This is a genomic window from Pantoea sp. Acro-807 (assembly GCF_011752675.1).
Taxonomy (GTDB): domain Bacteria; phylum Pseudomonadota; class Gammaproteobacteria; order Enterobacterales; family Enterobacteriaceae; genus Pantoea; species Pantoea eucrina.
On the sequence record NZ_VWXE01000001.1, the window covers coordinates 101099 to 126910 of the forward strand.

At 58.3% G+C, this 25812-nt stretch carries 26 protein-coding genes; 17 read left to right on the forward strand and 9 right to left on the reverse strand.

Translation table 11 applies throughout. The features are described 5' to 3' along the window. Positions 1-43 precede the first annotated feature (43 nt). The 6 genes from phoB (at position 44) to proY (ending at position 7470) form a co-directional block, all read left to right on the forward strand. Positions 44-733, forward strand: a complete 690-nt coding sequence (gene phoB / locus F3J39_RS00510; protein ID WP_039382949.1) for a phosphate response regulator transcription factor PhoB — start codon at positions 44-46, stop codon at positions 731-733. Positions 734-748: 15 nt separating this feature from the next. Then, a complete protein-coding gene (gene phoR / locus F3J39_RS00515) occupies positions 749-2059 on the forward strand; it encodes a phosphate regulon sensor histidine kinase PhoR (protein WP_071668615.1) in 1311 nt (436 codons plus the stop codon). A gap of 68 nt (positions 2060-2127) precedes the next feature. After that, complete coding sequence (locus F3J39_RS00520; protein WP_166713963.1) at positions 2128-3048, forward strand: PstS family phosphate ABC transporter substrate-binding protein; 921 nt, start codon at positions 2128-2130, stop codon at positions 3046-3048. Between the two features lie 169 nt (positions 3049-3217). Next, complete coding sequence (locus F3J39_RS00525) at positions 3218-4324, forward strand: cobalamin-independent methionine synthase II family protein (protein WP_166713749.1); 1107 nt, start codon at positions 3218-3220, stop codon at positions 4322-4324. Between the two features lie 401 nt (positions 4325-4725). Continuing rightward, on the forward strand, positions 4726-6045 hold the full coding sequence (brnQ, locus tag F3J39_RS00530) for a branched-chain amino acid transport system II carrier protein (RefSeq protein ID WP_166713750.1): 1320 nt from the start codon (positions 4726-4728) through the stop codon (positions 6043-6045). Positions 6046-6114: 69 nt separating this feature from the next. Next, positions 6115-7470: a proline-specific permease ProY gene (gene proY / locus F3J39_RS00535; RefSeq protein WP_039382953.1), complete on the forward strand. Its 1356-nt coding sequence runs from the start codon at positions 6115-6117 to the stop codon at positions 7468-7470. A gap of 284 nt (positions 7471-7754) precedes the next feature. Here proY and F3J39_RS00540 read toward each other — a convergent pair whose 3' ends face one another. The 3 genes from F3J39_RS00540 to F3J39_RS00550 form a co-directional block, all read right to left on the reverse strand. Continuing rightward, positions 7755-8981, reverse strand: coding sequence for a histidine-type phosphatase (locus F3J39_RS00540; protein ID WP_211049238.1), 1227 nt, complete (start codon positions 8979-8981; stop codon positions 7755-7757). Between the two features lie 5 nt (positions 8982-8986). Beyond that, on the reverse strand, positions 8987-9793 hold the full coding sequence (locus F3J39_RS00545; RefSeq protein WP_166713752.1) for an inositol monophosphatase: 807 nt from the start codon (positions 9791-9793) through the stop codon (positions 8987-8989). Between the two features lie 162 nt (positions 9794-9955). Beyond that, entirely contained in the window at positions 9956-10537 is a 582-nt protein-coding gene (locus F3J39_RS00550; protein WP_039382956.1) for an ACP phosphodiesterase, read from the reverse strand. A 102-nt stretch (positions 10538-10639) separates the two neighbouring features. Here F3J39_RS00550 and queA point away from each other — a divergent pair, with 102 nt between their 5' ends. From queA to secF, 5 genes are all read left to right on the forward strand, one after another. Continuing rightward, a complete protein-coding gene (gene queA / locus F3J39_RS00555; protein ID WP_094111493.1) occupies positions 10640-11719 on the forward strand; it encodes a tRNA preQ1(34) S-adenosylmethionine ribosyltransferase-isomerase QueA in 1080 nt (359 codons plus the stop codon). Positions 11720-11790: 71 nt separating this feature from the next. After that, complete coding sequence (gene tgt / locus F3J39_RS00560; protein ID WP_039385736.1) at positions 11791-12915, forward strand: tRNA guanosine(34) transglycosylase Tgt; 1125 nt, start codon at positions 11791-11793, stop codon at positions 12913-12915. Positions 12916-12940: 25 nt separating this feature from the next. Beyond that, positions 12941-13273 (forward strand): preprotein translocase subunit YajC, encoded by a 333-nt coding sequence (gene yajC / locus F3J39_RS00565; RefSeq protein ID WP_039382958.1) that lies wholly within the window; start codon positions 12941-12943, stop codon positions 13271-13273. Positions 13274-13298: 25 nt separating this feature from the next. Continuing rightward, the gene (gene secD / locus F3J39_RS00570; RefSeq protein ID WP_071668617.1) at positions 13299-15146 is read left to right on the forward strand and encodes a protein translocase subunit SecD; all 1848 of its coding nucleotides are present in this window, start codon (positions 13299-13301) and stop codon (positions 15144-15146) included. Between the two features lie 10 nt (positions 15147-15156). Continuing rightward, entirely contained in the window at positions 15157-16125 is a 969-nt protein-coding gene (gene secF, locus F3J39_RS00575; protein ID WP_065649969.1) for a protein translocase subunit SecF, read from the forward strand. A gap of 49 nt (positions 16126-16174) precedes the next feature. Here secF and F3J39_RS00580 read toward each other — a convergent pair whose 3' ends face one another. Both F3J39_RS00580 and lysM read right to left on the reverse strand, forming a co-directional pair. Then, a complete protein-coding gene (locus F3J39_RS00580; RefSeq protein WP_108569655.1) occupies positions 16175-16729 on the reverse strand; it encodes a DUF3251 domain-containing protein in 555 nt (184 codons plus the stop codon). A 15-nt stretch (positions 16730-16744) separates the two neighbouring features. After that, positions 16745-17182 carry a peptidoglycan-binding protein LysM gene (lysM, locus tag F3J39_RS00585; RefSeq protein WP_039382962.1) on the reverse strand — a complete coding sequence of 146 codons (438 nt, stop codon included), beginning with the start codon at positions 17180-17182 and terminating at the stop codon, positions 16745-16747. Positions 17183-17354: 172 nt separating this feature from the next. Here lysM and nrdR point away from each other — a divergent pair, with 172 nt between their 5' ends. The 6 genes from nrdR to pgpA all read left to right on the forward strand — a co-directional run bounded on the left by nrdR (position 17355) and on the right by pgpA (position 21416). Further along, positions 17355-17804: a transcriptional regulator NrdR gene (gene nrdR, locus F3J39_RS00590; RefSeq protein ID WP_039382963.1), complete on the forward strand. Its 450-nt coding sequence runs from the start codon at positions 17355-17357 to the stop codon at positions 17802-17804. 3 nt (positions 17805-17807) lie between these two features. Beyond that, complete coding sequence (gene ribD, locus F3J39_RS00595) at positions 17808-18911, forward strand: bifunctional diaminohydroxyphosphoribosylaminopyrimidine deaminase/5-amino-6-(5-phosphoribosylamino)uracil reductase RibD (RefSeq protein ID WP_166713753.1); 1104 nt, start codon at positions 17808-17810, stop codon at positions 18909-18911. A gap of 94 nt (positions 18912-19005) precedes the next feature. Continuing rightward, the gene (gene ribE / locus F3J39_RS00600) at positions 19006-19476 is read left to right on the forward strand and encodes a 6,7-dimethyl-8-ribityllumazine synthase (RefSeq protein WP_039382965.1); all 471 of its coding nucleotides are present in this window, start codon (positions 19006-19008) and stop codon (positions 19474-19476) included. A gap of 19 nt (positions 19477-19495) precedes the next feature. Next, complete coding sequence (nusB, locus tag F3J39_RS00605; protein ID WP_039382966.1) at positions 19496-19915, forward strand: transcription antitermination factor NusB; 420 nt, start codon at positions 19496-19498, stop codon at positions 19913-19915. A gap of 45 nt (positions 19916-19960) precedes the next feature. Then, a complete protein-coding gene (gene thiL, locus F3J39_RS00610) occupies positions 19961-20938 on the forward strand; it encodes a thiamine-phosphate kinase (RefSeq protein WP_039382967.1) in 978 nt (325 codons plus the stop codon). Beyond that, a complete protein-coding gene (gene pgpA / locus F3J39_RS00615) occupies positions 20925-21416 on the forward strand; it encodes a phosphatidylglycerophosphatase A (RefSeq protein ID WP_039382968.1) in 492 nt (163 codons plus the stop codon). The genes thiL and pgpA overlap by 14 nt, the downstream gene beginning before the upstream one ends. 238 nt (positions 21417-21654) lie before the next feature. Here pgpA and F3J39_RS00620 read toward each other — a convergent pair whose 3' ends face one another. The 4 genes from F3J39_RS00620 to xseB form a co-directional block, all read right to left on the reverse strand. Next, complete coding sequence (locus tag F3J39_RS00620; protein WP_039382969.1) at positions 21655-22629, reverse strand: aldo/keto reductase; 975 nt, start codon at positions 22627-22629, stop codon at positions 21655-21657. Positions 22630-22697: 68 nt separating this feature from the next. Next, positions 22698-24563, reverse strand: coding sequence for a 1-deoxy-D-xylulose-5-phosphate synthase (gene dxs / locus F3J39_RS00625; RefSeq protein ID WP_071668929.1), 1866 nt, complete (start codon positions 24561-24563; stop codon positions 22698-22700). A gap of 19 nt (positions 24564-24582) precedes the next feature. Further along, positions 24583-25482, reverse strand: a complete 900-nt coding sequence (ispA, locus tag F3J39_RS00630; protein ID WP_039382971.1) for a (2E,6E)-farnesyl diphosphate synthase — start codon at positions 25480-25482, stop codon at positions 24583-24585. Next, positions 25482-25724, reverse strand: coding sequence for an exodeoxyribonuclease VII small subunit (xseB, locus tag F3J39_RS00635; protein ID WP_039382972.1), 243 nt, complete (start codon positions 25722-25724; stop codon positions 25482-25484). Before xseB ends, ispA begins: the two co-directional genes overlap by 1 nt. Positions 25725-25812: the final 88 nt, after the last annotated feature.

Below are 25812 nucleotides of genomic sequence, written 5' to 3' on the forward strand. Positions count from 1 at the left end.
CCGCATATCCTAGTGACATCCCGTCACACTCGCAGGAGCAATAATGGCCAAGCGCATTTTGGTTGTGGAAGATGAAGCGCCCATCCGGGAAATGTTATGTTTTGTGCTGGAACAGAACGACTATCAGCCTATTGAAGCGGAAGATTATGACAGCGCGATTAGCCGGCTGATTGAACCCTGGCCCGATCTGATCCTGCTGGACTGGATGTTGCCCGGCGGCAGCGGCATCCAGTTTATTAAGCATCTGAAGCGCGAAGCCATGACGCGCGATATCCCGGTCATGATGCTGACCGCGCGCGGTGAGGAAGAGGATCGCGTGCGCGGACTGGAAGTGGGCGCAGATGATTACATCACCAAGCCGTTCTCACCGAAAGAGCTGATGGCGCGTATCAAAGCCGTCATGCGGCGCATCTCTCCGATGGCGGTCGAAGAGGTGATTGAGATGCAGGGGCTGAGTCTCGATCCCTCCTCACACCGCGTGATGTCGGAGACCACGCCGCTGGAGATGGGGCCAACCGAATATAAGCTGCTGCATTTCTTTATGACGCATCCGGAGCGGGTCTACAGCCGCGAACAGCTGCTGAACCACGTCTGGGGCACCAACGTCTATGTCGAAGATCGCACCGTAGATGTGCATATTCGTCGCCTGCGTAAAGCACTGGAAATCTCCGGCCACGATCGTATGGTGCAAACCGTACGCGGAACAGGGTATCGTTTCTCTGCCCGCTACTAAACGGAGCCTGCTACCGTGCTGGAACGCCTCTCCTGGAAGCGATTACTGACCGAGCTGGCGCTGGCCTGTCTGCCTGCGCTGCTGTTCGGCCTGCTGTTTGGTTATCTGCCGTGGTGGCTGCTGGCAGCCGTCTCAGGCGTTCTGGCCTGGCACTTTACTAATCTGATGCGGCTCTCCCACTGGCTGTGGGTCGACCGCTCAATGACGCCGCCCACCGGGCGCGGCAGCTGGGAACCGCTGTTTTATGGCCTCTACCAGATGCAGTTGCGTAACCGCCGTCGCCGCCGCGAGCTGGGAAACCTGATCAGGCGCTTTCGCAGCGGCGCGGAGTCGCTGCCGGATGCCGTGGTGCTCACCACCGAAGAGGGAACCATTTTCTGGTGCAACGGCCTCGCTCAGCAGCATCTGGGGCTGCGCTGGCCGGAGGATAACGGCCAGAATATTCTCAACCTGCTGCGCTATCCCGAATTCTCCCGCTATATCCGCCAGCGCGACTTTGCCCGGCCGCTGACGGTAGTGCTGAATAATCAGCGGCACATGGAGTTCCGCGTGATGCCTTACAGCGAGGGGCAGTGGCTGATGGTGGCGCGCGATGTGACCCAGATGCATCAGCTGGAGGGCGCCCGCCGCAACTTTTTTGCCAACGTCAGTCATGAATTGCGTACGCCGCTCACGGTGCTGCAGGGCTATCTGGAGATGATGGACGATGAGGCGATGAATGCGCGCACGCGCAGCAAAGCGCTGGGCACGATGCAGGAGCAGACCCGGCGCATGGACAGCCTGGTCAGGCAGCTGCTGACGCTGTCGCGCATTGAGGCGGCCCCGGCGCTCGATCTCAAAGAGCGGGTTGATGTACCGGCCATGTTGCATCTGCTGCAGCGCGAAGCGGAAACGCTGAGCCAGGGGCGCCATGTTATTCACTTCCATACCGATCCTCATCTGCGCGTACTGGGTAACGACGAGCAGCTGCGCAGCGCTATCTCTAACCTGGTCTATAACGCGGTTAACCACACGCCGGAAGGCACGCATATTCATATCAGCTGGCTGCGCACGCGGCAGGGAGCGGAGTTTAAAGTCTGCGATAACGGTCCCGGCATCAGCGAGGAGCATCTGCCGCGCCTGACGGAGCGTTTTTACCGCGTTGATAAAGCGCGGTCGCGCGCTACCGGGGGCAGCGGACTGGGGCTGGCGATCGTCAAGCATGCGCTGAGCCATCACGGTGCGCGGCTGGAGATCAGCAGCTGGCCGCATCAGGAGACCTGCTTTCGCTTTCTGCTGCCGTCGCGTCTGATTGTGGAAGAGGCCGCGCAGGAGCGGGCGGGGTAATCTGCATTGCGCCGTTTTCGCAGGCTTGCCACAATAGCGCTCTTCTTCTCTCTGACGGCGGCTCCATGCTGAAATCTCTGCTGTTCACACTTCTGCTGCTCTTCTCTGTGCTGGCGCAGGCGCAAAAAGCGATGCTGGCCGGCAACCTCAGCAGCGCCGGGTCAGATACGCTGGGCTATCTGATGACGCTGTGGGGGGAAGATTTCAGCCTGCAGGCGCCCGGCGTCAACGTTCAGGTACAGGCGGCGGGCTCTTCGACCGCGCCAACGGCGCTGGCAGCGGGAGCCGCACAGCTGGGCGCGATGAGCCGGCCGATGCAGAACGATGAGCGACAGCTGTTTATTGCCCGCTACGGCTATCCGCCGCTCGCCGTACCGGTCGCCATGGATGCGCTGGTCGTGGTGGTGAACCAGGCTAATCCGCTGCAGCGTATCAGCCAGCCGCAGCTTGATGCGCTCTATTCTGTTACCCGGCTGTGCGGCGGCACGCAGGTTCCGCAGCGCTGGGGCGATACGGGCGTGACAGATGATAAGTGGGCGCAGCGGCGCATCCAGCGCTTTGGCCGCAACTCTGCCTCCGGCACCTGGGGGTTCTTCAAGCAGCAGGCGCTTTGCCGCGGCGATTTTCGCGCTGACGTAGCGGAGTTTCCCGGTTCGGCTGCCGTGGTGCAGGCGGTTGCGACCACGCCAGAGAGTATCGGCTACGCCAGCTTTGGCTTTCATCTCAGCGGTGTGAAGATCGTGCCGATTGTCACCCGGACCGGCGAAAGCATCATGCCCGATGCCGATACCATCCGCAGCGGCCGCTATCCCTGGTCCCGGCCGCTCTATATTTACGTGAACAAACCACCGGGCAAGCCGCTGCCGCCGCTGGTGGCGGCATTTCTGCATCAGGTACTGTCGTCGCAGGGACAGTGGCGGGTGGCGGAAGCGGGCTATTTACCTCTCTCCGATGCGCAAATCTCCGCTGCGCGGGCGGCCATTGAATAAGCAGCAAGCGCGTGCTCAGGAAAATGAATTTTCTTCATGTCTGCTGAAAATTCTTCCGTTGCCCCGCGCGCGGAAGCGTGGCACTCTTTGGACATATAGCCATCCAGATGGCTGAAATAACCAGAAGAAATTATACCTGACCGCAACTACCGGTCTGCAAGGAGAATCTATGCCCGCTCAGCACGCCCCGTTCCGCGCCGATACCGTCGGCAGTTTTCTGCGTCCCGCTGCGATCAAACAGGCGCGCGAACAGCACGCCCGTGGTGAGATTAGCGCTGAGCAGCTGCGCGAAGTGGAAGACCAGGCTATTCGCGATGTTGTCGCGCAGCAGCGTGCCAATGGCCTGCAGGTTGTCACTGACGGCGAGTTCCGTCGCGCGTGGTGGCACTTCGATTTCTTTGGCGATCTGAATGGCGTAGAGCTGTTCGAAGCGGAGCAGGGGATCCAGTTCAACGGCGTACAGACCAAAGCGCACGGTGTAAAAGTCACCGGTAAAGTCTCGTTTAATCCGGCGCATCCGATGCTGGAACACTTCCGCTTTCTGCAGAGTATCGCCGGCGACGCGGTCGCTAAAATGACGATTCCCAGCCCGAGCGTGCTGCATTTCCGCGGCGGCCGCAAGGTTATCGACGCCACGGTTTACCCCGATCTGGATGCCTACTTTGCCGATCTGGCGCAGACCTATAAAGACGCCATTGCCGCGTTTTATGCTGCCGGCTGCCGCTATCTGCAGCTGGACGATACCGTCTGGGCCTATCTCTGCTCCGGGGAGCAGCAGGAGCAGATCCGCGCACGCGGCGACGATCCGCAGGCGCTGGCCCGCACTTATGCCCAGGTGCTGAACGCGGCGCTGGCAGATAAACCGGCCGATCTCACCGTCGGGCTGCACGTGTGCCGCGGTAACTTTCGCTCGACCTGGATATCAGAAGGCGGCTATGAGCCGGTAGCGGAGATCCTGTTTGGCGGCGTGAATATCGACGCCTTTTTCCTGGAGTATGACAACGAACGCTCCGGCGGATTTGAGCCGCTGCGCTTTATTAAGCCAGGTCATCAGAAAGCGGTACTCGGCCTTATCACGACCAAAACCGGCGCGCTGGAAGATCCTGAACAGGTTAAAGCGCGGCTGCTGGAAGCGGCGCAGTACGTCAGCCTCGATCAGATCTGCCTCAGCCCGCAGTGCGGCTTTGCTTCCACCGAAGAGGGTAATAGCCTGAGCGAAGCGGAGCAGTGGCAGAAGATCCGTCTGGTGGTGGATATCGCTAAACAGGTGTGGTGAGAGTGTAAAGTTGTGCAGACAGGCGCGTAAATCGCGCCTTTTGTGCATCCTGAACCGCACTTATGCAAGAACAACTTTCGCTTTGTCTGAATTTTAAACAAATCATCTGGGGTGTTTAGCGGCTATTTCGCCCATATTCACTGCCTGCATACGCTTATGCGCGATATCCTTCTGGTTTTCCGATCCCGTATTGTCTTTCTCCGCTATAAACGTTTTAATTTGCGCCGTTGTCGATTCATCCCTCTGTGAACAGAAGAAAAGCAGATTAAATCACCTGCGCTGTCTCGATTCGGCCCGCATTTCGCACTGGGTAATCCAGCTAAGCCATTGTTATCGCGCAATCAGGGGACAACACAAACTCAACTTCCACCGCAACATCAGCTACAGGCACGACAGAAGTTATGACATACCGTTTAACCTCGAGGGACATCCTTGCGCTGGGCTTTATGACCTTTGCCCTGTTCGTTGGCGCAGGCAACATTATCTTTCCACCGATGGTGGGAATTCAGTCTGGTGAACACGTCTGGGTCGCCGCACTCGGCTTCCTCGCGACCGCGGTCGGCCTGCCGGTCATGACCGTGATCGCGCTGGCGCGCGTTGGCGGCGGCATCGATGCGCTCAGTTCGCCAATCGGTAAAGCAGCGGGTCTGCTGCTGGCGACGGTCTGCTATCTGGCCGTGGGACCGCTGTTTGCGACGCCGCGTACCGCGACCGTTTCGTTTGAAGTCGGTATCGCTCCGCTGACCGGTGACGGCCCGCTGCCGCTGTTTATCTATAGCCTTATTTACTTTGCGCTGGTTATCGGGATCTCCCTCTATCCGGGCAAGCTGCTGGATACCGTCGGGCACGTGCTGGCGCCGCTGAAAATTGTCGCGCTGACCATACTCGGCGTTGCCGCGCTGGTCTGGCCGGCGGGCGGTATTGCGCCTGCGACGGCAGACTATCAGCGCGCGGCGTTCTCTACCGGTTTTGTAAATGGCTATCTCACCATGGATACGCTGGGCGCCCTGGTGTTTGGTATCGTGATTGTGAATGCGGCGCGTTCGCGCGGCGTTGAAGATGCGAAACTGCTGACGCGCTACACCATGCTGGCTGGCCTGATCGCCGGTGTCGGACTGACGCTGGTCTACCTGAGCCTGTTCAAGCTTGGCTCCGGCAGCGCCGGCCTGGTTGACCAGAATGCCAACGGCGCCGCTATTCTGCACGCTTATGTACAGCAGACGTTTGGCAGCATGGGCAGCTTCTTCCTCGCGGCGCTGATCTTTATCGCCTGCATGGTAACGGCCGTTGGCCTGACCTGCGCCTGCGCTGAGTTCTTTGCACAGTATCTGCCGCTCTCGTACAAAGCGCTGGTGTTTATTCTGGGCCTGTTCTCGATGGTGGTGTCAAATCTGGGGCTGAGCCATCTGATTCAGATCTCCATCCCGGTGCTGACAGCAATTTATCCGCCCTGTATCGTGCTGATAGTGCTAAGCTTCACCCTCAACTGGTGGAACCGCAGCGCGCGTATTATTGCGCCAACCATGCTGGTCAGCCTGCTGTTTGGCATTGTGGATGCAATCAAAACCACCAGCTTTAAAGAGATACTGCCGCTGTTCAGCCAGCATCTGCCGCTGGCCGACCAGGGACTCGCCTGGCTGCCGCCTTCGCTGGCAATGATGGTGATTGCTGCCGTCGTGGATCGCATTAAAGGACCACAGCAGGTAGTCGTCCGGCAGTAAACGACACGGCTGTTCATTCCGACCACGGGCTTGCCCGTGGTTTTTTCATTTTCACAGGACCTGTTTGTTATGCAAGAAACCAACACGCTCAAACGCGGACTGAGCACGCGCCATATTCGCTTTATGGCGCTGGGATCGGCAATCGGTACCGGGCTGTTTTACGGCTCGGCGGATGCTATCAGGATGGCGGGGCCCAGCGTTTTACTGGCCTATATTATTGGTGGCGCGGTGGCCTATATCATCATGCGTGCGCTGGGGGAGATGTCGGTTAACAATCCGCAATCAAGCTCCTTTTCGCGCTATGCGCAGGATTATCTCGGTCCGCTGGCGGGCTATATCACCGGCTGGACCTACTGCTTTGAGATCCTGATTGTGGCGATCGCGGATGTCACCGCATTTGGCATCTATATGGGCGTCTGGTTTCCGGATGTACCGCACTGGATCTGGGTGCTGTCGGTAGTGCTGATTATCGGCGCCATCAACCTGATGAGCGTGAAGGTGTTTGGCGAAGTAGAGTTCTGGTTCTCTTTCTTTAAGGTCGCCACCATTATCATCATGATTGTGGCGGGCTTTGGCATGATTTTCTGGGGCATCGGCAACGGCGGAACGCCGACCGGGATCCATAATCTCTGGAGCAACGGCGGCTTCTTCGCCCACGGTATTGTGGGTATGCTGCTCTCGCTGCAGATGGTGATGTTTGCCTATGGCGGGATCGAAATCATCGGTATTACCGCCGGTGAAGCGGATGAGCCCGCCAAATCGATTCCGCGCGCGATCAATTCGGTGCCGCTGCGTATCCTGGTGTTTTATGTGGGTACGCTGTTTGTCATCATGTCGATCTACCCGTGGAATCAGGTCGGTACCGAGGGCAGCCCCTTTGTGCTGACGTTCCAGCATCTGGGTATCGCTGCGGCGGCGTCAATTCTTAACTTTGTGGTGCTGACCGCTTCGCTATCTGCCATCAACAGCGATGTGTTTGGCGTGGGGCGTATGCTGCACGGTATGGCGCAGCAGGGCCATGCGCCTAAAGTGTTCCAGAAAGTCTCTTCGCGCGGCATCCCGTGGGTGACGGTGGTGGTGATGATGTTTGCGATGCTTATCGCCGTTTATCTGAACTACCTGATGCCGGAAAAAGTCTTCCTGGTGATCGCCTCGCTGGCGACCTTTGCCACGGTCTGGGTATGGATTATGATCCTGCTGTCGCAGATCGCATTCCGGCGCAAAATTGGCAAGGCGCAGGCGGCGCAGCTGCAGTTTGCCGTACCGGGCGGCAGTGCCACCACCTGGGCAGGCGTGCTGTTTCTCGCCTTTATCATTGCGCTGATTGGCTATTTCCCTGATACGCGAATTTCACTCTACGTGGGCTTTGCCTGGATTGTGCTGCTGCTGCTGGCGTGGCCGCTGGTGAAAAAGCAGAAACGCTGAGCGTCAGGCTAAAAAGAAAAGAGTCGCCCTGTGTGGCGACTTTTTTTATGGGAAAAAAAGTATTCGGCGCATCCTGTCGCCGAAAAATAGAACCAAAACGGAAAAATAGGTCAAAACTAAGGGATGATTGACGCACTCAGAATACGCTAAATTTCATAGCGTTATGTCACAGCGGACAAATATAGAATTATCGCAATTCAGCCATAAAAACGCTTCAGCAGAACGAAGAGGCGGCCGGGAAACTGATAAGCCCGCATGGCGGGCTGAACAAAGGTGCAACTGACTCAGGGAGCCCATGTGACGGGGGCGAGGGCGCTGCTGTCGACTCCCTGCCTGAGCTGAGCCAGCGTCGATTGATAAGGACAGAGCGTGCCGATGGCGCTGTCGTGACAGTCTGGCTGATGCCACTCTGCCTGCAGTAAAGGGTGCTGCCGATCCACCGGCGCGAGCTGGCGCAGCGCATCCAGACTCTGCGCCTGAAAGTAAATGCGCAGCCGGCGGCTGTTGTCACGCGTATCGCGCCAGCGCTCAAACACCAGGCTGCTGCCCGGCGGGATATTACCGCGCGCGTAGCCCGGCAGCTGCCAGCTGAAATTCATCAGGGTGCGCACCATTGCGATATTGGTATCGTGGGCTACCAGCAGCAGCCAGCGGGTATCGGGCGAGCCGGGACGATCTTCGAGCGCCGCGATCGCCGCATCGAGCAATATTGAGCCGCGCTTTTGTGCCAGATAAGGGACATCGTTACTCAGATCGTAATTTGCGGTGAGCAGTGGCAGCAGCGCCGTAATCTGCTGCGCGCTGTTCAGGCGCCCCTGCGCCAGCGCCTCTGGTGGCAGATTTTCACTCCAGCCGAGACGCAGCGTTTCCACCATGCTCGCCATGACGCTTAATCCCTGGATATAGCTGTGGCCGCTCCGGGTCTGCTTCAGCTGCCACGGGCGCGAAAAAAAGCGGCAATCGCCGTCACAGACCGCCGCATTTAGCTGCCGGATCGCCGGCTGCAGCCGCTGCTGCAGCGCAGCAAGGTCGCCAGCCCGTGCGGCAATCGCTGCCTGCTCGCGGGCAGGATCGGTCCGGGCAAATGGAAATTTATCGCTCTGAAACAGGGGGTCCGGCCCATCGGCGACAACGTGCACCGGCACACCGCAGCCGGGAAACGCGCCGTCAGTCAGCGCCTGGGCCGTGGCCCGCGTGCGCTGCAGCGGGCTGGCGCGCACATAAATTTGCCGGCTGTCAGGGCAGCCCGCGTGGAGCAGGCCCGCCTGACGGTAGTAGTTACCCTGCCAGCGTCCTTTATTTACTACCGCGCTGTAGCCGTGACCGGTAAGCTCGCCATCCGCCGTGCTCCAGCGCGGCCAGGGGCGCTGCGTGGCCGCTTCAATCTCTGCCCGGTTAGCCGCCGTCGGAGGACGTACGCCGTGCCGGCCGATCTCCACTACCTTTTCCAGCTGCCAGCGATCGGCTGCGGTGGCGAGCAGCGGCAGCGGCAGCAGCAGCAATATCAGCAGCGATTTCACGTCAGCGGCTCGGCCAGCAGCGCATTGATCTGCGGCCAGAGCGTGGCGTTAGCCAGCAGCACCGGATTGCCCTGCGTCAGGCCATTATTCTGCTCATAACGGTTGGTCTCTCCACCCGCTTCCCGCATCAGTACGATGCCAGGCAGGCCGTCCCACGGCTGCATACGCGCTTCGTAATAGCCGGTCAGCCGCCCGGCCGCCGCCCACGCGCTCATCAGCGCCCCGGAACCGTTGCGGATAAACATGCCGCCCTGCTGCAGCAGCGCGCTGATAAAGTCGAGCAGCGGAGCCGCAGGCTGACTGGTGGAACAGCCCAGACCAAACAGCCCCTGGCTCAGCTGGCCGGCGCTGTGTGCCCGGATACGCTGCTCGTTCATCCATGCGCCTTTGCCCCGGCAGGCGTGAAAGATCTCCTGATGATTGGGATCGCATACCACGCCAATAACCGGTTCGCCTTCACACACAATCGCCAGCGCCACGCACCAGTTGTGCAGCCCGCTGAGAAAGTTGCTGGTGCCATCAATCGGGTCAACTACCCAGATAAAGCGTGCCTGTCCGGCGTCTCCGCCGCTCTCCTCACCGATAACCGCGTCTTCAGGAAAGCGTTCAAGGATAAGGTGCCGGATTAACTCCTCAATGTTGCGGTCAGCCTCACTGACCAGATCCTGTAAATCCTTCTTATATTCTGCAACCAGCTGGTTACGCTGCTGATACCACGACATGGCGCGACTGCCAGCGGCTCTGGCGACCTCGCAGGCAAACTGATAGCGCGCCTCTAATTCAGTTAACGTAGCTGATGACATGTTTCCCTCTTATCATTTTCTGGCTGGTGTAGTAACCAGACGTGCCTGAACAGGCGGAATGGTGGTGTGGCCGGGTCTGGTAAAGTTAAGAAAGGCTTCATTAAGCCGCAGATATATGCGGCTGGCAAGAGGGGAGAGGAGGTATTGGCGCGGATTACGGATTCAGAGGCGCTGTGCGCGAGCATCCGCCATCAGACGCGGATAGAAAGCAAAAAACAGCGCTTCCAGCGCGTCATAGTGATCAACAAAATCCTGATAGGAGTCGCGCAGCGCCGCAAGACGGGGACGGCGATACGCCATGCCGCGCAGCACCCGCTCCAGCCGCGCCGGTTCAGCGTAGTGTTCAAACCAGCGTTCGCGCCACATCACCGCGTTGAGCTCAATAAAGCTTTCTGGCGTTCCCGCCAGCTGCGGCACAATATGCTGCTGTGCAGCCTCACTAAAGGCGGCGAGTGAGATATCGGGCTGGAACTGCTGCCAGTGGCGCGCAAGAAAATGATCCCAGATCACATCAAGCGTAATCGGGGCTACGCGCCGCGTTTCCGGACGAAACCACTGCCGGGCGGTACGCACTTCAGGCAGGTTGTCCGTCAGCACATCGATACGGCGGTGCAGGGCGATCCCCGCTGCAACCGGTGCCGGCCACTGCGCCTGAACGTTGCCGCGCACAAAGTCGGCCAGCAGGTTGCCCAGCAGCGAGCTTTCTGCCAGCGTGGCAAGATGAAGGTGAGCAAGAAAATTCATGCGCTATTATAGGCAGAATCGCGTCTCTGCAGCCAGTTGTTCAGAATTTCCCACTTTTCCGCTAAACTATGCCGCCTGTTTTTGAGTCCGGAAAAGTTATACATGCGTGTCGCCGATTTTAGCTTTGAGTTGCCCGAATCCCTGATTGCCCACTATCCCCAGGCGCAGCGCAGCGGATGCCGTCTGCTGTCCCTTGATGGCCCGAGCGGCGCCCTGACGCACGGTGTCTTTACCGATGTGCTGGAGAAGCTTAATCCCGGCGATCTGCTGGTGTTCAATAATACGCGGGTGATCCCGGCGCGCGTCTATGGACGTAAAGCCAGCGGCGGCCGGATTGAAATGCTGGTAGAGCGTATGCTGGATGATAAGCGGGTGCTGGCGCACGTGCGTGCCTCAAAGGCGCCAAAGCCGGGCACTGAGCTGCTGCTGGGCGACGATGAGAGCGTAAAAGCGACCATGGTGGCGCGGCACGATGCGCTGTTTGAGATCGCCTTTACCGATGAACGCGCGGTGCTCGATATTCTCAATAGCGTAGGCCATATGCCGCTGCCGCCCTATATCGATCGCCCGGATGAAGAGGCCGATCGCGAGCTTTACCAGACGGTATACAGCGCCCGTCCTGGCGCGGTGGCAGCACCAACCGCCGGGCTGCACTTTGATGAACCGCTGCTGGAGGCGCTGAAAGCTAAAGGGGTGGAGATGGCGTTTGTGACGCTGCACGTCGGGGCCGGTACCTTCCAGCCGGTGCGCGTTGAAAATATCAATGACCATATCATGCACTCGGAATATGCAGAGGTGCCGCAGGATGTGGTTGACGCGGTGCTGGCCTGTAAAGCACGCGGCAATAAAGTTGTCGCGGTAGGGACCACGTCGGTGCGCTCGCTGGAGAGCGCCGCTCAGGCGAGTCAGGATGCGCCGCTGGCGCCTTTCTTTGATGACACGCAGATCTTTATCTATCCTGGCTATCGCTACCAGATTATCGATGCGCTCATTACCAACTTCCATCTGCCGGAATCGACGCTGATTATGCTGGTTTCTGCGTTTGCCGGCTATAAAAACACCATGGCGGCGTACCAGAGCGCGGTGGCCGAACAGTACCGTTTCTTTAGCTACGGGGATGCGATGTACATCACCCGTAATCCGCACGCTCCTGACGAACCTGTCGGAAGCACACACCCTTAATGTTCCAGTGCCGCCTGCGGGTGGCACGGCTACAGTCGGGTAAATCAGACTGTTTCTCTGATGAGGTTAATGTGAAATTTGAATTAGATACAACAGACGGACGCGCGCGTCGCGGACGTCTGGTTTTCGATCGCGGCGTGGTTGAAACCCCGGCATTTATGCCGGTGGGCACGTATGGCACCGTTAAAGGCATGACGCCGGAAGAAGTGAAAGAGACCGGTGCGCAGATCCTGCTGGGCAACACTTTCCACCTCTGGCTGCGTCCGGGGCAGGAGATCATGAAGCTGCACGGCGATCTGCATGACTTTATGAACTGGCAGGGACCGATTCTGACCGATTCGGGCGGCTTCCAGGTATTCAGCCTGGGTGATATCCGTAAGATCACCGAAGCGGGCGTGCATTTCCGCAACCCCATCAACGGCGATCCGATCTTCCTCGATCCGGAAAAATCGATGGAGATCCAGTACGATCTCGGCTCCGATATCGTGATGATTTTCGATGAGTGCACGCCATATCCGGCTGACTGGGATTATGCAAAACGTTCGATGGAGATGTCGCTGCGCTGGGCACAACGCAGCCGCGATCGCTTTGATTCACTCGGTAATAAAAATGCGCTGTTCGGGATTATCCAGGGCGGTGTTTACGAAGATTTACGAGATGTCTCCGTCAAAGGTCTGGTAGAGATTGGCTTTGATGGGTACGCTGTGGGCGGCCTCGCGGTGGGTGAGCCGAAAGAGGATATGCACCGTATTCTGGAACATGTCTGTCCGCAAATTCCGCAGGATAAACCGCGCTATCTGATGGGCGTCGGAAAGCCAGAAGATCTGGTGGAAGGCGTACGCCGCGGTATCGATATGTTTGACTGCGTTATGCCTACCCGCAACGCGCGCAACGGTCATCTGTTTGTTACCGACGGCGTGGTGAAAATCCGCAACGCGAAGTATAAAGATGACACCGCGCCGCTGGATGCGGAGTGTGATTGTTACACCTGTCGCAATTACAGTCGCGCCTACTTGCACCATCTTGATCGCTGTAACGAAATACTGGGCGCACGCCTGAATACGATTCACAATCTGCGCTATTACCAGCGTCTGATGGCGGGTTTACGCCAGGCTATCGAAGAGGGTAAATTAGAGCACTTTGTTAGCGAGTTCTACCTACGGACGGGCAAAGCGGTTCCACCGTTAAACGTCTGATTATTCTATCAATGAGGGAAATTAAATGAGCTTTTTCATTTCTGACGCCGTCGCAGCAGCGGGCGCTCCGTCACAGGGAAGTCCGTATTCTCTGGTGATCATGCTGGTGGTTTTTGGTCTGATTTTCTACTTCATGATCCTGCGTCCGCAGCAGAAGCGCGCCAAAGATCATAAAAAGCTGATGGACTCCATCTCGAAAGGGGATGAAGTGCTGACCAACGGCGGCCTGGTGGGTCGTGTCACTAAAGTTGCTGATACCGGTTATATCGCTATCGCCCTGAACGACACCACTGAAGTAGTGATTAAACGTGATTTCGTGGCCGCCGTCCTGCCGAAAGGGTCGATGAAGGCGCTGTAATTTTATCTTCCCGAAGGGAACTGCCGTGTTAAACCGTTATCCTTTGTGGAAGTACATCATGCTGGTCGCCGTTATTCTTATCGGCCTGCTGTATGCGCTTCCTAACCTTTATGGTGAGGATCCGGCCGTTCAGATCACTGGTGCGCGCGGAAGCGCCGCCAGTGAGCAGACGTTGGATCAGATCCAGAACGTACTCAAACAAGACAACATTCAGAGCAAATCCCTCGCACTGGAAAATGGCGCTATTCTGGCGCGTTTCGCTAACACCGATGTGCAGCTGCGCGCGCGCGAAGCGCTTACAACTGCGCTGGGTGACGATTTCGTGGTAGCCCTCAATCTCGCACCGGCCACGCCGCGCTGGCTCACTCTGCTGGCAGCGGAACCGATGAAACTCGGTCTGGACCTGCGGGGCGGGGTGCACTTCCTGATGGAAGTGGATATGGATACCGCGCTGGGCAAGCTGCAGGAGCAGAATGCAGACGGCCTGCGCAGCGATCTGCGTGAAAAGAATATTCCTTATACCAACGTCAGCAAACTCGCTAACTACGGTGTGGAAGTGCGTTTCCGCGACGCCAAAAGCCGCGATGACGCGATCGGCTACCTGACGCCACGCCACCGCGATATGGTATTCACCAGTGCGGGCAGCGATGCAATGCGCGCGGTGATGACCGATGCGCGCCTGAGTGAAGCGCGGGAATATGCGGTACAGCAGAATATTAATATCCTGCGCAACCGTGTTAACCAGCTGGGCGTTGCTGAGCCGCTGGTGCAGCGTCAGGGGGCCGACCGCATCGTGGTTGAGCTGCCGGGTATCCAGGATACCGCGCGGGCAAAAGAGATCCTTGGTGCCACCGCGACGCTGGAGTTCCGTCTGGTTAATACCAGCGTAGATCCGGGTGCTGCGGCAAATGGACGCGTGCCGGGTGACTCAGAAGTGAAGAAAACGCGGGAAGGGCAGCCGGTTGTGCTCTATAAGCGTGTCATTCTTACCGGCGATCACATCACCGATTCCACGTCCAGCATGGATGAGTACAACCAGCCGCAGGTGAATATTTCACTGGATGGCGCGGGCGGTAACATCATGTCGAACTTCACCAAGGACAACATCGGCAAGCCGATGGCGACCCTGTTTGTGGAGTACAAGGACAGCGGCAAGAAAGATGCCAACGGCAGAGCGATTCTGGCGAAGCAGGAAGAAGTGATCAACGTGGCGAACATTCAGTCACGGCTGGGTAATAGCTTCCGCATCACCGGTATCAGCAACCCGAACGAAGCGCGTCAGCTGTCGCTGCTGCTGCGTGCCGGTGCGCTGATTGCGCCGATTCAGATTGTCGAAGAGCGTACCATTGGCCCGACTATGGGTCAGCAGAACATCACCCAGGGTCTGGAAGCCTGCCTGTGGGGTCTGATCGCTTCGATCATCTTTATGGTGGTGTTCTACAAAAAGTTTGGTCTGATTGCGACCAGCGCGCTGCTGTGTAACCTGGTGCTGATTGTCGGCATCATGTCGCTGCTGCCAGGCGCCACGCTCACCATGCCGGGCATTGCCGGTATCGTGCTGACGCTGGCGGTTGCCGTAGATGCCAACGTGTTGATTAACGAACGTATTAAAGAAGAGCTGCGTAACGGACGCTCGGTACAGCAGGCGATTCATGAGGGCTACAAAGGCGCCTTCTCCAGTATCGTCGACGCCAACGTCACCACGCTGATTAAAGTCATCATTCTTTATGCGGTGGGTACCGGCTCCATCAAAGGCTTTGCAATCACCACCGCTATCGGTATTGCAACCTCGATGTTTACCGCTATCGTCGGCACCCGTGCCATCGTTAACCTGGTGTACGGCGGCAAACGCATCAACAAGCTGTCTATCTGAGGAGTGCGTTGTGGCACAGGAATATAGTATTGAACAGCTGAACCACGGGCGTAAGGTCGTAGACTTTATGCGCTGGGATACGCTGGCGTTTATCATCTCGGGTCTGCTGATCGTGGCGTCAATCGCCATTATCGGCGTGCGCGGGTTTAACTGGGGACTCGATTTCACCGGCGGTACGGTGATTGAGATTAACCTGGAGAAACCTGCAGATCTCGATGCGCTGCGCGAAGGTCTGGTAAAAGCGGGCTTTGACGAGCCGCTGGTGCAGAACTTCGGCAGCAGCCGCGACGTGATGGTGCGGATGCCACCTGCGACCGGCAATGCGGGTCAGGAGCTGGGCAACAAGGTGTTGTCCTCTATCAACCAGACCACGCAGCAGAACGCGACGGTAAAACGCATTGAGTTTGTCGGACCAAGCGTAGGTAGCGACCTGGCGCAGGCGGGGGCGATGGCGCTGCTCTCTGCGCTGATCGCTATTCTTATCTACATCGGGTTTCGCTTTGAATGGCGTCTGGCGCTGGGCACCGTGCTGGCGCTGGCGCATGACGTTATCATCACCTGCGGCCTGCTGGCGCTATTCAGCATTGAAATCGATCTGACCATCGTTGCCTCGCTGATGTCGGTGATTGGTTACTCGCTTAACGATAAGATTGTGGTTTCTGACCGTATTCGTGAGAACTTCCGTAAGATCCGTCGCGGTTCTTCTTACGATATCACCAACGTGTCGCTGACCCAGACGCTGAGCCGTACCCTGATCACTTCTATCACCACGCTGGCGATGATCCTGATCCTGTTCATCTTTGGCGGCGCGCTGCTGAAAGGCTTCTCGCTCACGATGCTGATTGGTGTGACGATCGGTACGATCTCATCCATCTACGTCTCTTCAGCGCTGGCGCTGAAGCTGGGGATGAAGCGTGAGCATATGCTGGTGCAGAAAGTGGAAAAAGAGGGCGCCGATCAGCCTTCTATTCTGCCGTAAGCCCGGCGCTGACCGATGCAAAAAGGCCCTTCTCCGGAAGGGCCTTTTTTTATGGCGCGGCGTCTGCCGTTACCTCATGTACGCGCACATAGCCGAGCCGATCCGGTGTCAGGCCACTCAGGTGCAGCGGCACTGTTACCGTGCTGCGCGGCATCAGGCTGGCGGGCACGCTGATGCGCTGACTCAGGCTGTCGGCGGCCAGCGGCTGACCACTGGCGGGATCGCTTTCACCCCACACCACGGTCGCGCTCAGCGCGGGTACCGGCTTGTCATCAGCAGAGCGGATAACCAGGCTGGCCTGGCTGCCGTTTGCTTCTGCACTCACGTTCAGCAGTGCGAGACGCAGCGTACCCAGCTGCGTCTCCAGATCAACCGGCGTCGCGGAACCAGGTACCAGCCATGCGCCCTGAGTGGAGCGGCTGTTAAGCTGGCCCTGCTGCTCCAGCGCGCCGGCGCGGCGGGTGAGATGACGCATCTGCTGATTGAGCTGGCTCACCTCCTGATGCAGCTCTCTGACCTGAGGGGCAGGAGGCGGGGCGCTGCAGCTGCTTAGCAGAAGCAGCGACAGCACCGCCGGAACCGGTAAGCTCCTGAGGAGTCTCATGCTCTCTCCCGCACCTTATTCCGGAATACGCAGTACCTGGCCCGGATAGATTTTGTCCGGATGGCTCAGCATCGGCTTGTTAGCTTCGAAGATTTTGTTGTACTGATTCGGATCGCCGTAGACCTGTTTGGAAATAGCGCTCAGGGTGTCGCCTTTTTTCACTGTGTAGAGGTTGGCTTCGCGTGCGGTGTCGCTGACGGTGACTTTATCATCCACTTTAGTGATGCCGGCAACGTTACCGGCTGCCACCAGAATCTTCTCTTTAAGCTCCTGTGAAATGCCATCGCCGCTGACGGTTACGGTATCACCCTGCACATTGACGTTGACTTTATCGCTGTCTGGCAGGCCGAGCTTGTTGATGTGATCCTGCAGCTTTTTGCTGGAGTCATCACCGCCTGTCACGCTGTCCCACAGTTTCTCTCCTGCTTCTTTGACGAAGTTAAACAGACCCATAGTTCCTCCTGTGATTGTGCCGGATTGGCTCTTTAAGCGTAGTGCGTTTTTGACATTTGCTGGCAGAAGCGGTTATGAGCGCTGAAAAAACCGCCACGCAGGCGGCCTCTGTTTTGTTAAATGTGAGTTCGCGTTACACTATGTGGCCCAAAATCTCGCGACAGGAAACGTCATGCATTGCCCATTCTGTTCCGCTGTGGATACCAAAGTGATCGACTCACGCCTGGTCAGTGAAGGTTCCTCGGTGCGCCGCCGCCGTCAGTGTCTGGTCTGCCATGAGCGCTTTACCACGTTTGAGATGGCGGAGCTGGTGATGCCGCGCGTGGTAAAAAGCAACGACGTGCGTGAGCCTTTTAACGAAGATAAGCTGACCAGCGGCATGATGAAGGCGCTGGAGAAGCGCCCCGTCAGTGCTGATGCGGTCGATAGCGCAGTCAATCACATTAAAACCCAGCTGCGTGCGACCGGCGAACGTGAGATTGCCAGCAAGCTGATTGGCAATCTGGTGATGGAAGAGCTAAAAAAACTGGATAAGGTCGCCTATATCCGCTTCGCCTCGGTCTACCGCAGCTTTGAAGATATCCGCGACTTTGGCGAAGAGATCGCCCGCTTACAGGACTGAATCATGACCGATGCTCGCTATATGGCGCGCGCGCTGGAACTGGCGCGACGCGGTCGTTTCACCACCACGCCCAACCCCAACGTCGGCTGCGTGATCGTGCGTGACGGCACAATTGTCGGCGAAGGCTGGCATCAGCGCGCGGGTGAACCGCATGCTGAAGTGCATGCGCTGCGCATGGCCGGAGAGCAAGCGCGCGGTGCAACCGCCTACGTTACGCTGGAGCCGTGCAGCCATCATGGCCGGACGCCACCCTGCTGCGATGCGCTGATTGCTGCTGGCGTCAGCCGCGTGGTGGTCGCCATGCAGGATCCTAACCCGCAGGTTGCAGGGCGCGGTCTCTGGCGCCTGCAGCAGGGGGGAATTGAAGTCAGTCACGGGCTGATGATGGCGGAAGCGGAAGCGCTCAATCGCGGGTTTCTCAAGCGTATGCGCACCGGGTTTCCCTGGATACAGCTCAAGCTTGGCGCTTCACTGGATGGCCGCACAGCGATGGCGAGCGGTGAGAGCAAGTGGATCACCTCGGCGGCCGCCCGCCGGGATGTGCAGCAGTTCCGCGCGCAGAGTTCCGCCATTCTTACCAGCAGTGCCACCGTGCTGGCCGACGATCCGTCACTCACGGTACGCGCAGATGAACTCAGCGACAGCGTTCTCCAGCAGCTGGATACGCAGACTCTGCGGCAGCCGGTGCGGGTGGTGGTTGACAGCCAGCAGCGCGTGACGCCGCAGCACCGGCTGATTCATCAGCCGGGTGAGAGCTGGCTGATGCGTACCGCTCCCGATGACGCCGCGTGGCCGGAGAGCGTAACGCAGATTGCGGTGCCGCCGCGCGGCGAACAGCTTGATCTGGTCGCGATGATGATGCTGCTCGGTCAGCGTCAGATTAACAGCGTCTGGGTCGAGGCGGGAGCGGGCCTGGCGGGCGCGCTGATTCAGGCCGGACTGGTGGATGAGCTGATTGTTTATATCGCACCGATACTGCTTGGCGACGCCGGACGCGGGCTCTGTACGCTCCCCGGGCTGGAGGCGTTGAGCGCCGCGCCGCGCCTCGATTTTCGTGATGTGCGCAAAGTGGGTGACGATCTGCGTCTTACCCTGACCCTGCGTTAAGCATGCACGGAAAAGCCTGAGCGCCCGGCTAAAGAGTATGATAGAATCCGCCCCCTTCTGCGGGGGCTATAAAACACACACCCAAAGGATATGTATGAACGTTATCGAAGCTGCTGTTGCCACGCCTGATGCTAAAATTGCCATCGTGATTGCGCGTTTTAACAACTTTATCAATGACAGTCTGCTGGATGGCGCGGTAGATGCGCTGAAGCGTATCGGTCAGGTTAAAGCTGAAAACATCACCGTGGTCTGGGTGCCGGGCGCCTATGAGCTGCCGCTGGCCGCGCGCGCGCTGGCGAATACCGGTAAGCACGACGCGATTGTTGCGCTGGGCACGGTGATCCGTGGCGGCACTGCCCACTTCGAATATGTGGCAGGTGAAGCGAGCTCCGGTATCGCTAACGTGGCAATGAGCTGCGAAATCCCGGTCACCTTCGGCGTTCTGACCACCGAAAATATCGAGCAGGCGATTGAACGCGCCGGCACGAAAGCGGGTAACAAAGGCGCAGAAGCCGCGCTGACCGCACTTGAAATGATCAACGTATTGAAAGCCATTAAAGCCTGATTTTTGTAAGGGGAATTTTGTGAAACCTGCTGCTCGTCGTCGCGCCCGTGAGTGCGCTGTCCAGGCGCTCTACTCCTGGCAGTTGTCCAACAACGACATTGCCGATGTGGAATACCAGTTTCTGGCGGAACAAGACGTCAAAGACGTCGATATTAGCTATTTCCGCGAACTGCTGGCCGGTGTGGCGACCAACAGCGCGTACCTGGATGGCCTGATGAAACCCTGGCTGTCGCGCCAGCTTGAAGAGCTGGGTCAGGTAGAAAAAGCGATCCTGCGCCTCTCGCTCTATGAGCTGAGCAAGCGTGCGGATGTGCCTTATAAAGTCGCCATCAACGAAGGTATTGAGCTGGCAAAAGTGTTTGGCGCTGAAGACAGCCATAAGTTTGTCAACGGCGTGCTGGATAAAGCCGCTCCGCAAATACGACCAAACAGAAAGTAGTGCAGAAGGCCGGGTGACCGGCCTTTTTTCATTGAGACCTGATTTATGTCCTGTGGTGAATTTGAACTGATCGCACGCTATTTCAACCGTGTAACCAGCTCCCGTCGCGACGTGGAGAAGGGCATTGGTGATGACTGTGCGTTACTGAACGTTCCTGACAAACAGACCCTCGCTATCAGCACCGATACGCTGGTAGCGGGCGTCCATTTCTTACGCGATATCCATCCGGCCGATCTCGGCTACAAAGCGCTGGCGGTAAACCTCAGCGATTTAGCTGCGATGGGCGCCGATCCGGCATGGCTGACGCTGGCACTGACGCTGCCTGAGGTCGATGAGACCTGGCTGGCGGGCTTCAGCGACAGCCTGTTTGAGCTGCTCGACTACTACGATATGCAGCTGATTGGCGGCGACACCACGCGCGGTCCGCTCAGCCTGACGCTGGGTATTCATGGGCTGGTGCCTGTCGGGCGCGCGCTGAAGCGCTCCGGTGCAAAGCCAGGTGACTGGATCTACGTTACCGGCACGCTGGGTGACAGCGCGGCGGGACTGTCGCTGCTGCAGCATCATCATCGTCTTGACGATCCGGCGGTGCACGAGGTGCTGATCAAGCGTCATCTGCGTCCGATGCCGCGCGTGCTGCAGGGCCAGGCGCTGCGCAGCCTTGCTACCTCGGCGATCGATATCTCTGATGGCCTGATTTCCGATCTTGGCCATATTCTGACGGCCAGCCGGGTTGGCGCACGCCTGAATCTCGACGCGCTGCCGCTCTCCGCTACGCTGCGCGATCATTTTGCGCCGGAGCAGGTGCTGCGCTGGGCGCTGAGCGGCGGTGAAGATTATGAACTCTGCTTCACGGTGCCTGAAGTTAACCGCGGCGCGCTGGATGTGGCGCTGGGCCGGCTTGGCGCACCTTATACCTGTATCGGACAGATCGCCCCGGAAGCGGAAGGGCTGACGCTGCTGGAGCACGGCAAGCCGCGCCGCTTTAACCATAAAGGATTTGACCATTTTGACGCGCGATAAAGATGTAGCGAAAAGTCGCCTGCGGATGCGCAATCCCTGGCATCTGCTGGCAACCGGTTTTGGCAGCGGATTAAGCCCTTTTATGCCGGGTACCGTAGGCTCGGTGGCCGCGATCCCGTTCTGGTGGCTGATGACGTTTCTGCCGCTGCAGCTCTATTCGCTGGTGGTGCTGGTGGGTATCAGCGTGGGCGTCTATCTCTGTCATCGCACCGCGCGTGACATGGGCGTACACGATCACGGCAGCATCGTCTGGGATGAGTTTGTCGGCATGTGGATCACGCTAATGGCGATCCCGGTGCTTAACGGCTGGTGGGTACTGGCTGGTTTTGTCATCTTCCGGATTTTTGATATCTGGAAACCGTGGCCTATTCGCTGGTTCGATAAGAACGTTCATGGCGGAATGGGCATTATGGTCGACGATATCATCGCCGGCGTAGTCTCCGCAGCCGTATTATACGGCGCCGGCCTGCTGCTGTAAGGGCGGCCAGGGACGCATTAATGCGTATAACCCGCGGTATATGATTCGGCCAGGGGCGCATGAATGCGCCCCCTACGTATATTTTGTAGGGGCGGTATTTATGCCGCCCTGGTTTCAGGCGCATCGATACGTATAACCGCGGTACATGGCTCGGCCAGGGGCGCATGAATGCGCCCCCTACGTCATGTTTTGTAGGGGCGGCATTTATGCCGCCCTGGTTTATGCGGATATCAATTGCTTACTCATACCCTACAGCCGGATGCGGCTGATAGACCATCTCCAGCTCGGCGATATCTTCCGCACTCAATTCAACGTCAACCGCTTTAACCAATTCGGCAAACTGCTGCTCACGTGAAGCGCCGATAATAGGGGCGGTCACGGCGGGTTTATGCAGCAGCCATGCCAGTGCGACCTGCGCGCGCGTCACCTTTTTCTCCGCGGCAATGGTGGCCAGTCGCTCCGCAATCGCGGCGTCGTTCTCTTCTGTACCGGTATACAACTTCTCCATCACATTATCAGAGACCGAGCGTGCGGTAGTTTCCCCCCAGGGGCGCGTCAGTTTGCCGCGCGCCAGCGGGCTCCACGGCAGCACGGCGATGCCCTCACGCTGACAGAGCGGGTGCATCTCCTTTTCCTCTTCGCGCTGGATCAGATTGTATTGATCCTGCATGCTGACAAAGCGCGCCCAGCCATGATCTTGCTGCAGCTGCAGTGCCTGAGCAAACTGAGAGGCGTGCATGGAAGAGGCGCCGATATAACGCGCCTTACCCGCTTTCACCACCTCATCCAGCGCCTGCAGCGTCTCTTCAACGGGCGTTGCATAGTCCCAGCGGTGGATCTGCAGCAGATCCACATGATCCATGCCGAGTCGCATCAGGCTGTCATCGATCGACTGCAGAATATTCTGCCGCGACAGGCCCTGCGACAGGTTGCTGAGCGGGAAGTAAACTTTGGTCGCGACCACCACGTCATCGCGCCGCGCGAAATCTTTCAGCGCGCGTCCGAGGATCTCTTCGCTGCTGCCGTCAGAATAGCTGTTGGCGGTATCAAAAAAGTTGATCCCCGCGTCCAGCGCCTGTTTGATCAGCGGCCGGCTGCTCTCTTCCGGCAGCGTCCAGGCGTGGTTGCCGCGCATCGGATCGCCATAGGTCATGCAGCCTAAGCAGAGTCGGGATACCTGGAGATCGGTCTGGCCTAAACGAACGGTTTTCATTGAGAGCTCCTGCTCTTATGCGTGGGAAAAGGATTCCGTAAGCATAGCAGCAGGAGCGAAGAGGGGAGTTATTGCGCGAGCCAGGCAGCGATCTGCTGCTGAATGCCGGCGGCATCCAGTTGATAGTCGTGACGCACCTCTTCCTGAGTACCCTGTGGAATAAACTCATCTGGCAGGCCAAGGTTGAGCACCGGCACGGCCAGGCGTTTCGCCATCACAAACTCATTTACGCCGCTGCCGGCGCCACCCATGATGGCACCTTCTTCCAGCGTCACCAGCGCATCATGGCTCTGCGCCAGCTCGCGAATCAGGGTTTCATCCAGCGGTTTCACAAAGCGCATATCTACCAGCGTGGCGTTCAGTGCTTCAGCCGCGGCCTGCGCATCCGGCAGCAGCGTGCCGAAATTGAGGATCGCCAGCTTTTCACCCTGACGCTTCACCACCCCTTTGCCCAGCGGCAGACTGGTAAGCGGCTCAAGCGTGGCACCGGTACCGGTACCGCGCGGATAGCGCACCGCGCTCGGACCCGCCTGATAGTGATAGCCGGTGTAGAGCATCAGGCGACACTCATTCTCGTCGCTTGGCGTCATAATCACCATGCCGGGCACGCAGCGCAGATAGGCGATATCAAATGCGCCCTGATGCGTCTGACCATCCGCGCCGACAATACCGCCGCGGTCGATAGCAAACAGCACCGGCAGCTGCTGAATCGCCACATCGTGGATCACCTGATCGTAAGCGCGCTGCAGGAAGGTGGAGTAAATCGCCACGACCGGCTTGTAACCGCCAATCGCCATGCCGGCAGCAAAGGTCACGGCGTGCTGTTCAGCAATCGCCACGTCAAAATATTGCTGCGGATAGGCGCGCGAATAACTCACCATGCCGGACCCTTCACGCATTGCCGGCGTGACCGCCATCATGCGCGGATCGTCAGCGGCGATCTCGCTCAGCCAGTCGCCAAAAATCTTCGAGTAGCTCGGCAGACCAGGCACGCTTTTTGGCAGCGCACCGCTGGCCGGGTCAAACTTCGGCACGGCATGCCAGGCGATAGGATCCTGCTCGGCAGGGGCATAGCCTTTGCCTTTTTTGGTCATGATATGCAGGAACTGCGGACCTTTAAGATCGCGCATATTCTTCAGCGTGCTGACCAGCGTCAGTACATCATGGCCGTCAACCGGACCGATGTAGTTAAAGCCCAGCTCCTCGAACAGCGTGCCGGGCACCACCATGCCTTTCAGATGCTCTTCGGTGCGCTTCACCAGCTCTTTAATCGGCGGCAGGCCGTCCAGCACGCGCTTGCTGCCTTCGCGCAGGCGCGAATAGGTTTTACCGGAGAGGATCTGCGCCAGGCGGTTATTCAGCGCGCCAACGTTCTCCGAGATCGACATCTCATTGTCGTTGAGGATCACCAGCATATCGGGCTTGATATCGCCGGCATGGTTCATCGCCTCAAACGCCATTCCGGCGGTAATTGCGCCGTCGCCAATGATACAGGCGGTGCGGCGACCTTTACCTTCCCGCTCGGCGGCGACCGCCATGCCGAGACCGGCGCTGATGGAGGTAGAAGAGTGTCCGACGCTCAGGACGTCATATTCGCTCTCACCGCGCCACGGAAACGGGTGCAGGCCGTTTTTCTGCCGGATGGTGCCGATGCGATCGCGGCGTCCGGTCAGAATTTTATGCGGATAAGCCTGATGGCCTACGTCCCAGACCAGATGGTCAAATGGGGTATTGTAGACGTAATGCAATGCGACGGTCAGCTCGACAACGCCCAGACCCGACGCAAAGTGGCCGGATGAGCGGCTGACGCTATCCAGCAGATACTGACGCAGCTCATCGCACAGGGCCGGAAGTTTCTCTTTCGGCAGTAAACGTAATTCCTGCACCGTGCCTGCTAACGCCAGTGTCGGGTATTTTGCAATATCAAAACTCATCAGAGACTCATTATGAAAGTTATTTATCGCGTTCAATTATGAAGCTTGCCAGCGCTTGTAATACGCTTGTGTCATAGCCCTGGCCGGCGAGGATCTCCAGCGCCCCCAAAGCTTCCTGATAGAGCGCCTGCGCTTTTGTACGCGCGCCCTCAAGCCCTAACAGGGCAGGGTAGGTACTTTTGCCCAGCGCCTGATCGGCGCCCTGGGTTTTGCCCAGCACGGCGGTATCGCCGGTGACATCCAGAATGTCATCCTGCACCTGAAACGCCAGGCCGATAGCATCAGCATAGGTGTCCAGCAGCGGCAGCGCCAGGCGAGCCGGCTCGCCTGCAGCCAGCGCACCCAGACGCACGGCAAGACGGATCAGTGCGCCGGTTTTATGGCGATGGATCTGCTCAAGCTGCGCCAGATCGATCTGTCTGCCTTCGGCCGCTAAATCCAGCGCCTGGCCGCCGCACATACCGGCAACGCCGCTGGCCTGCGCCAGTTCAGAGATCATTCTCACGCGCGTTGCCGCGCTGACGCCCGGCATCGGTTCATCAGCCAGAATAGAGAAGGCCAGCGTTTGCAGCGCATCGCCCGCCAGAATGGCCGTATCTTCACCATAACGAATATGACAGGTAGGCTGTCCGCGGCGCAGCGCGTCATCATCCATCGCCGGCAGATCGTCATGGATCAGCGAATAGGCGTGGATACACTCTGTGGCGGCGGCAGGCGCATCAAGGCTGGCTGCGTCGGCGTTAAGCATTTCACCGGTGGCATAGACCAGAAAAGGACGCAGACGCTTACCTCCTAATAGTGCCCCATAATGCATGGCATTCACCAGCGGGGAACTCTGAAAAGGCAGTGGATCTATTAAACGTGTCAGCGCCTGATTTACGCGCTCATGATAGGTTTGCTGTAGCTGGACAAAATCCATTAGTCGTTATCCGGCGTAAAAGGGGTAAGGTCGGCCGTTTTATCATCGCTCAGCAGGATCTGTACGCGCTGTTCAGCCTGCTGCAGCGTCTGCTGACCGCTGCGCGCCAGCTGCACACCGCGCTCAAACTCATTCAGCGCCTCTTCCAGCGGCAGCTCGCCGCTTTCCAGCCGGCTCACAATCTGCTCCAGCTGCTGCAGGGCGGTTTCAAAACTCACGGGCGCTTCGGCTTTTTTCGGCATAATCAGTGTCGACTCACAGTTTGGGACATCTTCGTGCAATCGGTCATGGTAGCCGACGGGGAATAATAAGCAAAATGTTGAATGTGAT

Coding starts and splice junctions, on each gene's coding strand:
- dxs (WP_071668929.1), bottom strand. CDS start 24,563: ATGAGTTTTGATATTGCAAAATACCCGACACTGGCGTTAGCAGGCACG.
- F3J39_RS00580 (WP_108569655.1), bottom strand. CDS start 16,729: ATGAGACTCCTCAGGAGCTTACCGGTTCCGGCGGTGCTGTCGCTGCTT.
- yajC (WP_039382958.1), top strand. CDS start 12,941: ATGAGCTTTTTCATTTCTGACGCCGTCGCAGCAGCGGGCGCTCCGTCA.
- F3J39_RS00620 (WP_039382969.1), bottom strand. CDS start 22,629: ATGAAAACCGTTCGTTTAGGCCAGACCGATCTCCAGGTATCCCGACTC.
- xseB (WP_039382972.1), bottom strand. CDS start 25,724: ATGCCGAAAAAAGCCGAAGCGCCCGTGAGTTTTGAAACCGCCCTGCAG.
- lysM (WP_039382962.1), bottom strand. CDS start 17,182: ATGGGTCTGTTTAACTTCGTCAAAGAAGCAGGAGAGAAACTGTGGGAC.
- ribD (WP_166713753.1), top strand. CDS start 17,808: ATGACCGATGCTCGCTATATGGCGCGCGCGCTGGAACTGGCGCGACGC.
- F3J39_RS00545 (WP_166713752.1), bottom strand. CDS start 9,793: ATGTCATCAGCTACGTTAACTGAATTAGAGGCGCGCTATCAGTTTGCC.
- ribE (WP_039382965.1), top strand. CDS start 19,006: ATGAACGTTATCGAAGCTGCTGTTGCCACGCCTGATGCTAAAATTGCC.
- brnQ (WP_166713750.1), top strand. CDS start 4,726: ATGACATACCGTTTAACCTCGAGGGACATCCTTGCGCTGGGCTTTATG.
- thiL (WP_039382967.1), top strand. CDS start 19,961: ATGTCCTGTGGTGAATTTGAACTGATCGCACGCTATTTCAACCGTGTA.
- nrdR (WP_039382963.1), top strand. CDS start 17,355: ATGCATTGCCCATTCTGTTCCGCTGTGGATACCAAAGTGATCGACTCA.
- queA (WP_094111493.1), top strand. CDS start 10,640: ATGCGTGTCGCCGATTTTAGCTTTGAGTTGCCCGAATCCCTGATTGCC.
- proY (WP_039382953.1), top strand. CDS start 6,115: ATGCAAGAAACCAACACGCTCAAACGCGGACTGAGCACGCGCCATATT.
- phoB (WP_039382949.1), top strand. CDS start 44: ATGGCCAAGCGCATTTTGGTTGTGGAAGATGAAGCGCCCATCCGGGAA.
- ispA (WP_039382971.1), bottom strand. CDS start 25,482: ATGGATTTTGTCCAGCTACAGCAAACCTATCATGAGCGCGTAAATCAG.
- F3J39_RS00525 (WP_166713749.1), top strand. CDS start 3,218: ATGCCCGCTCAGCACGCCCCGTTCCGCGCCGATACCGTCGGCAGTTTT.
- F3J39_RS00550 (WP_039382956.1), bottom strand. CDS start 10,537: ATGAATTTTCTTGCTCACCTTCATCTTGCCACGCTGGCAGAAAGCTCG.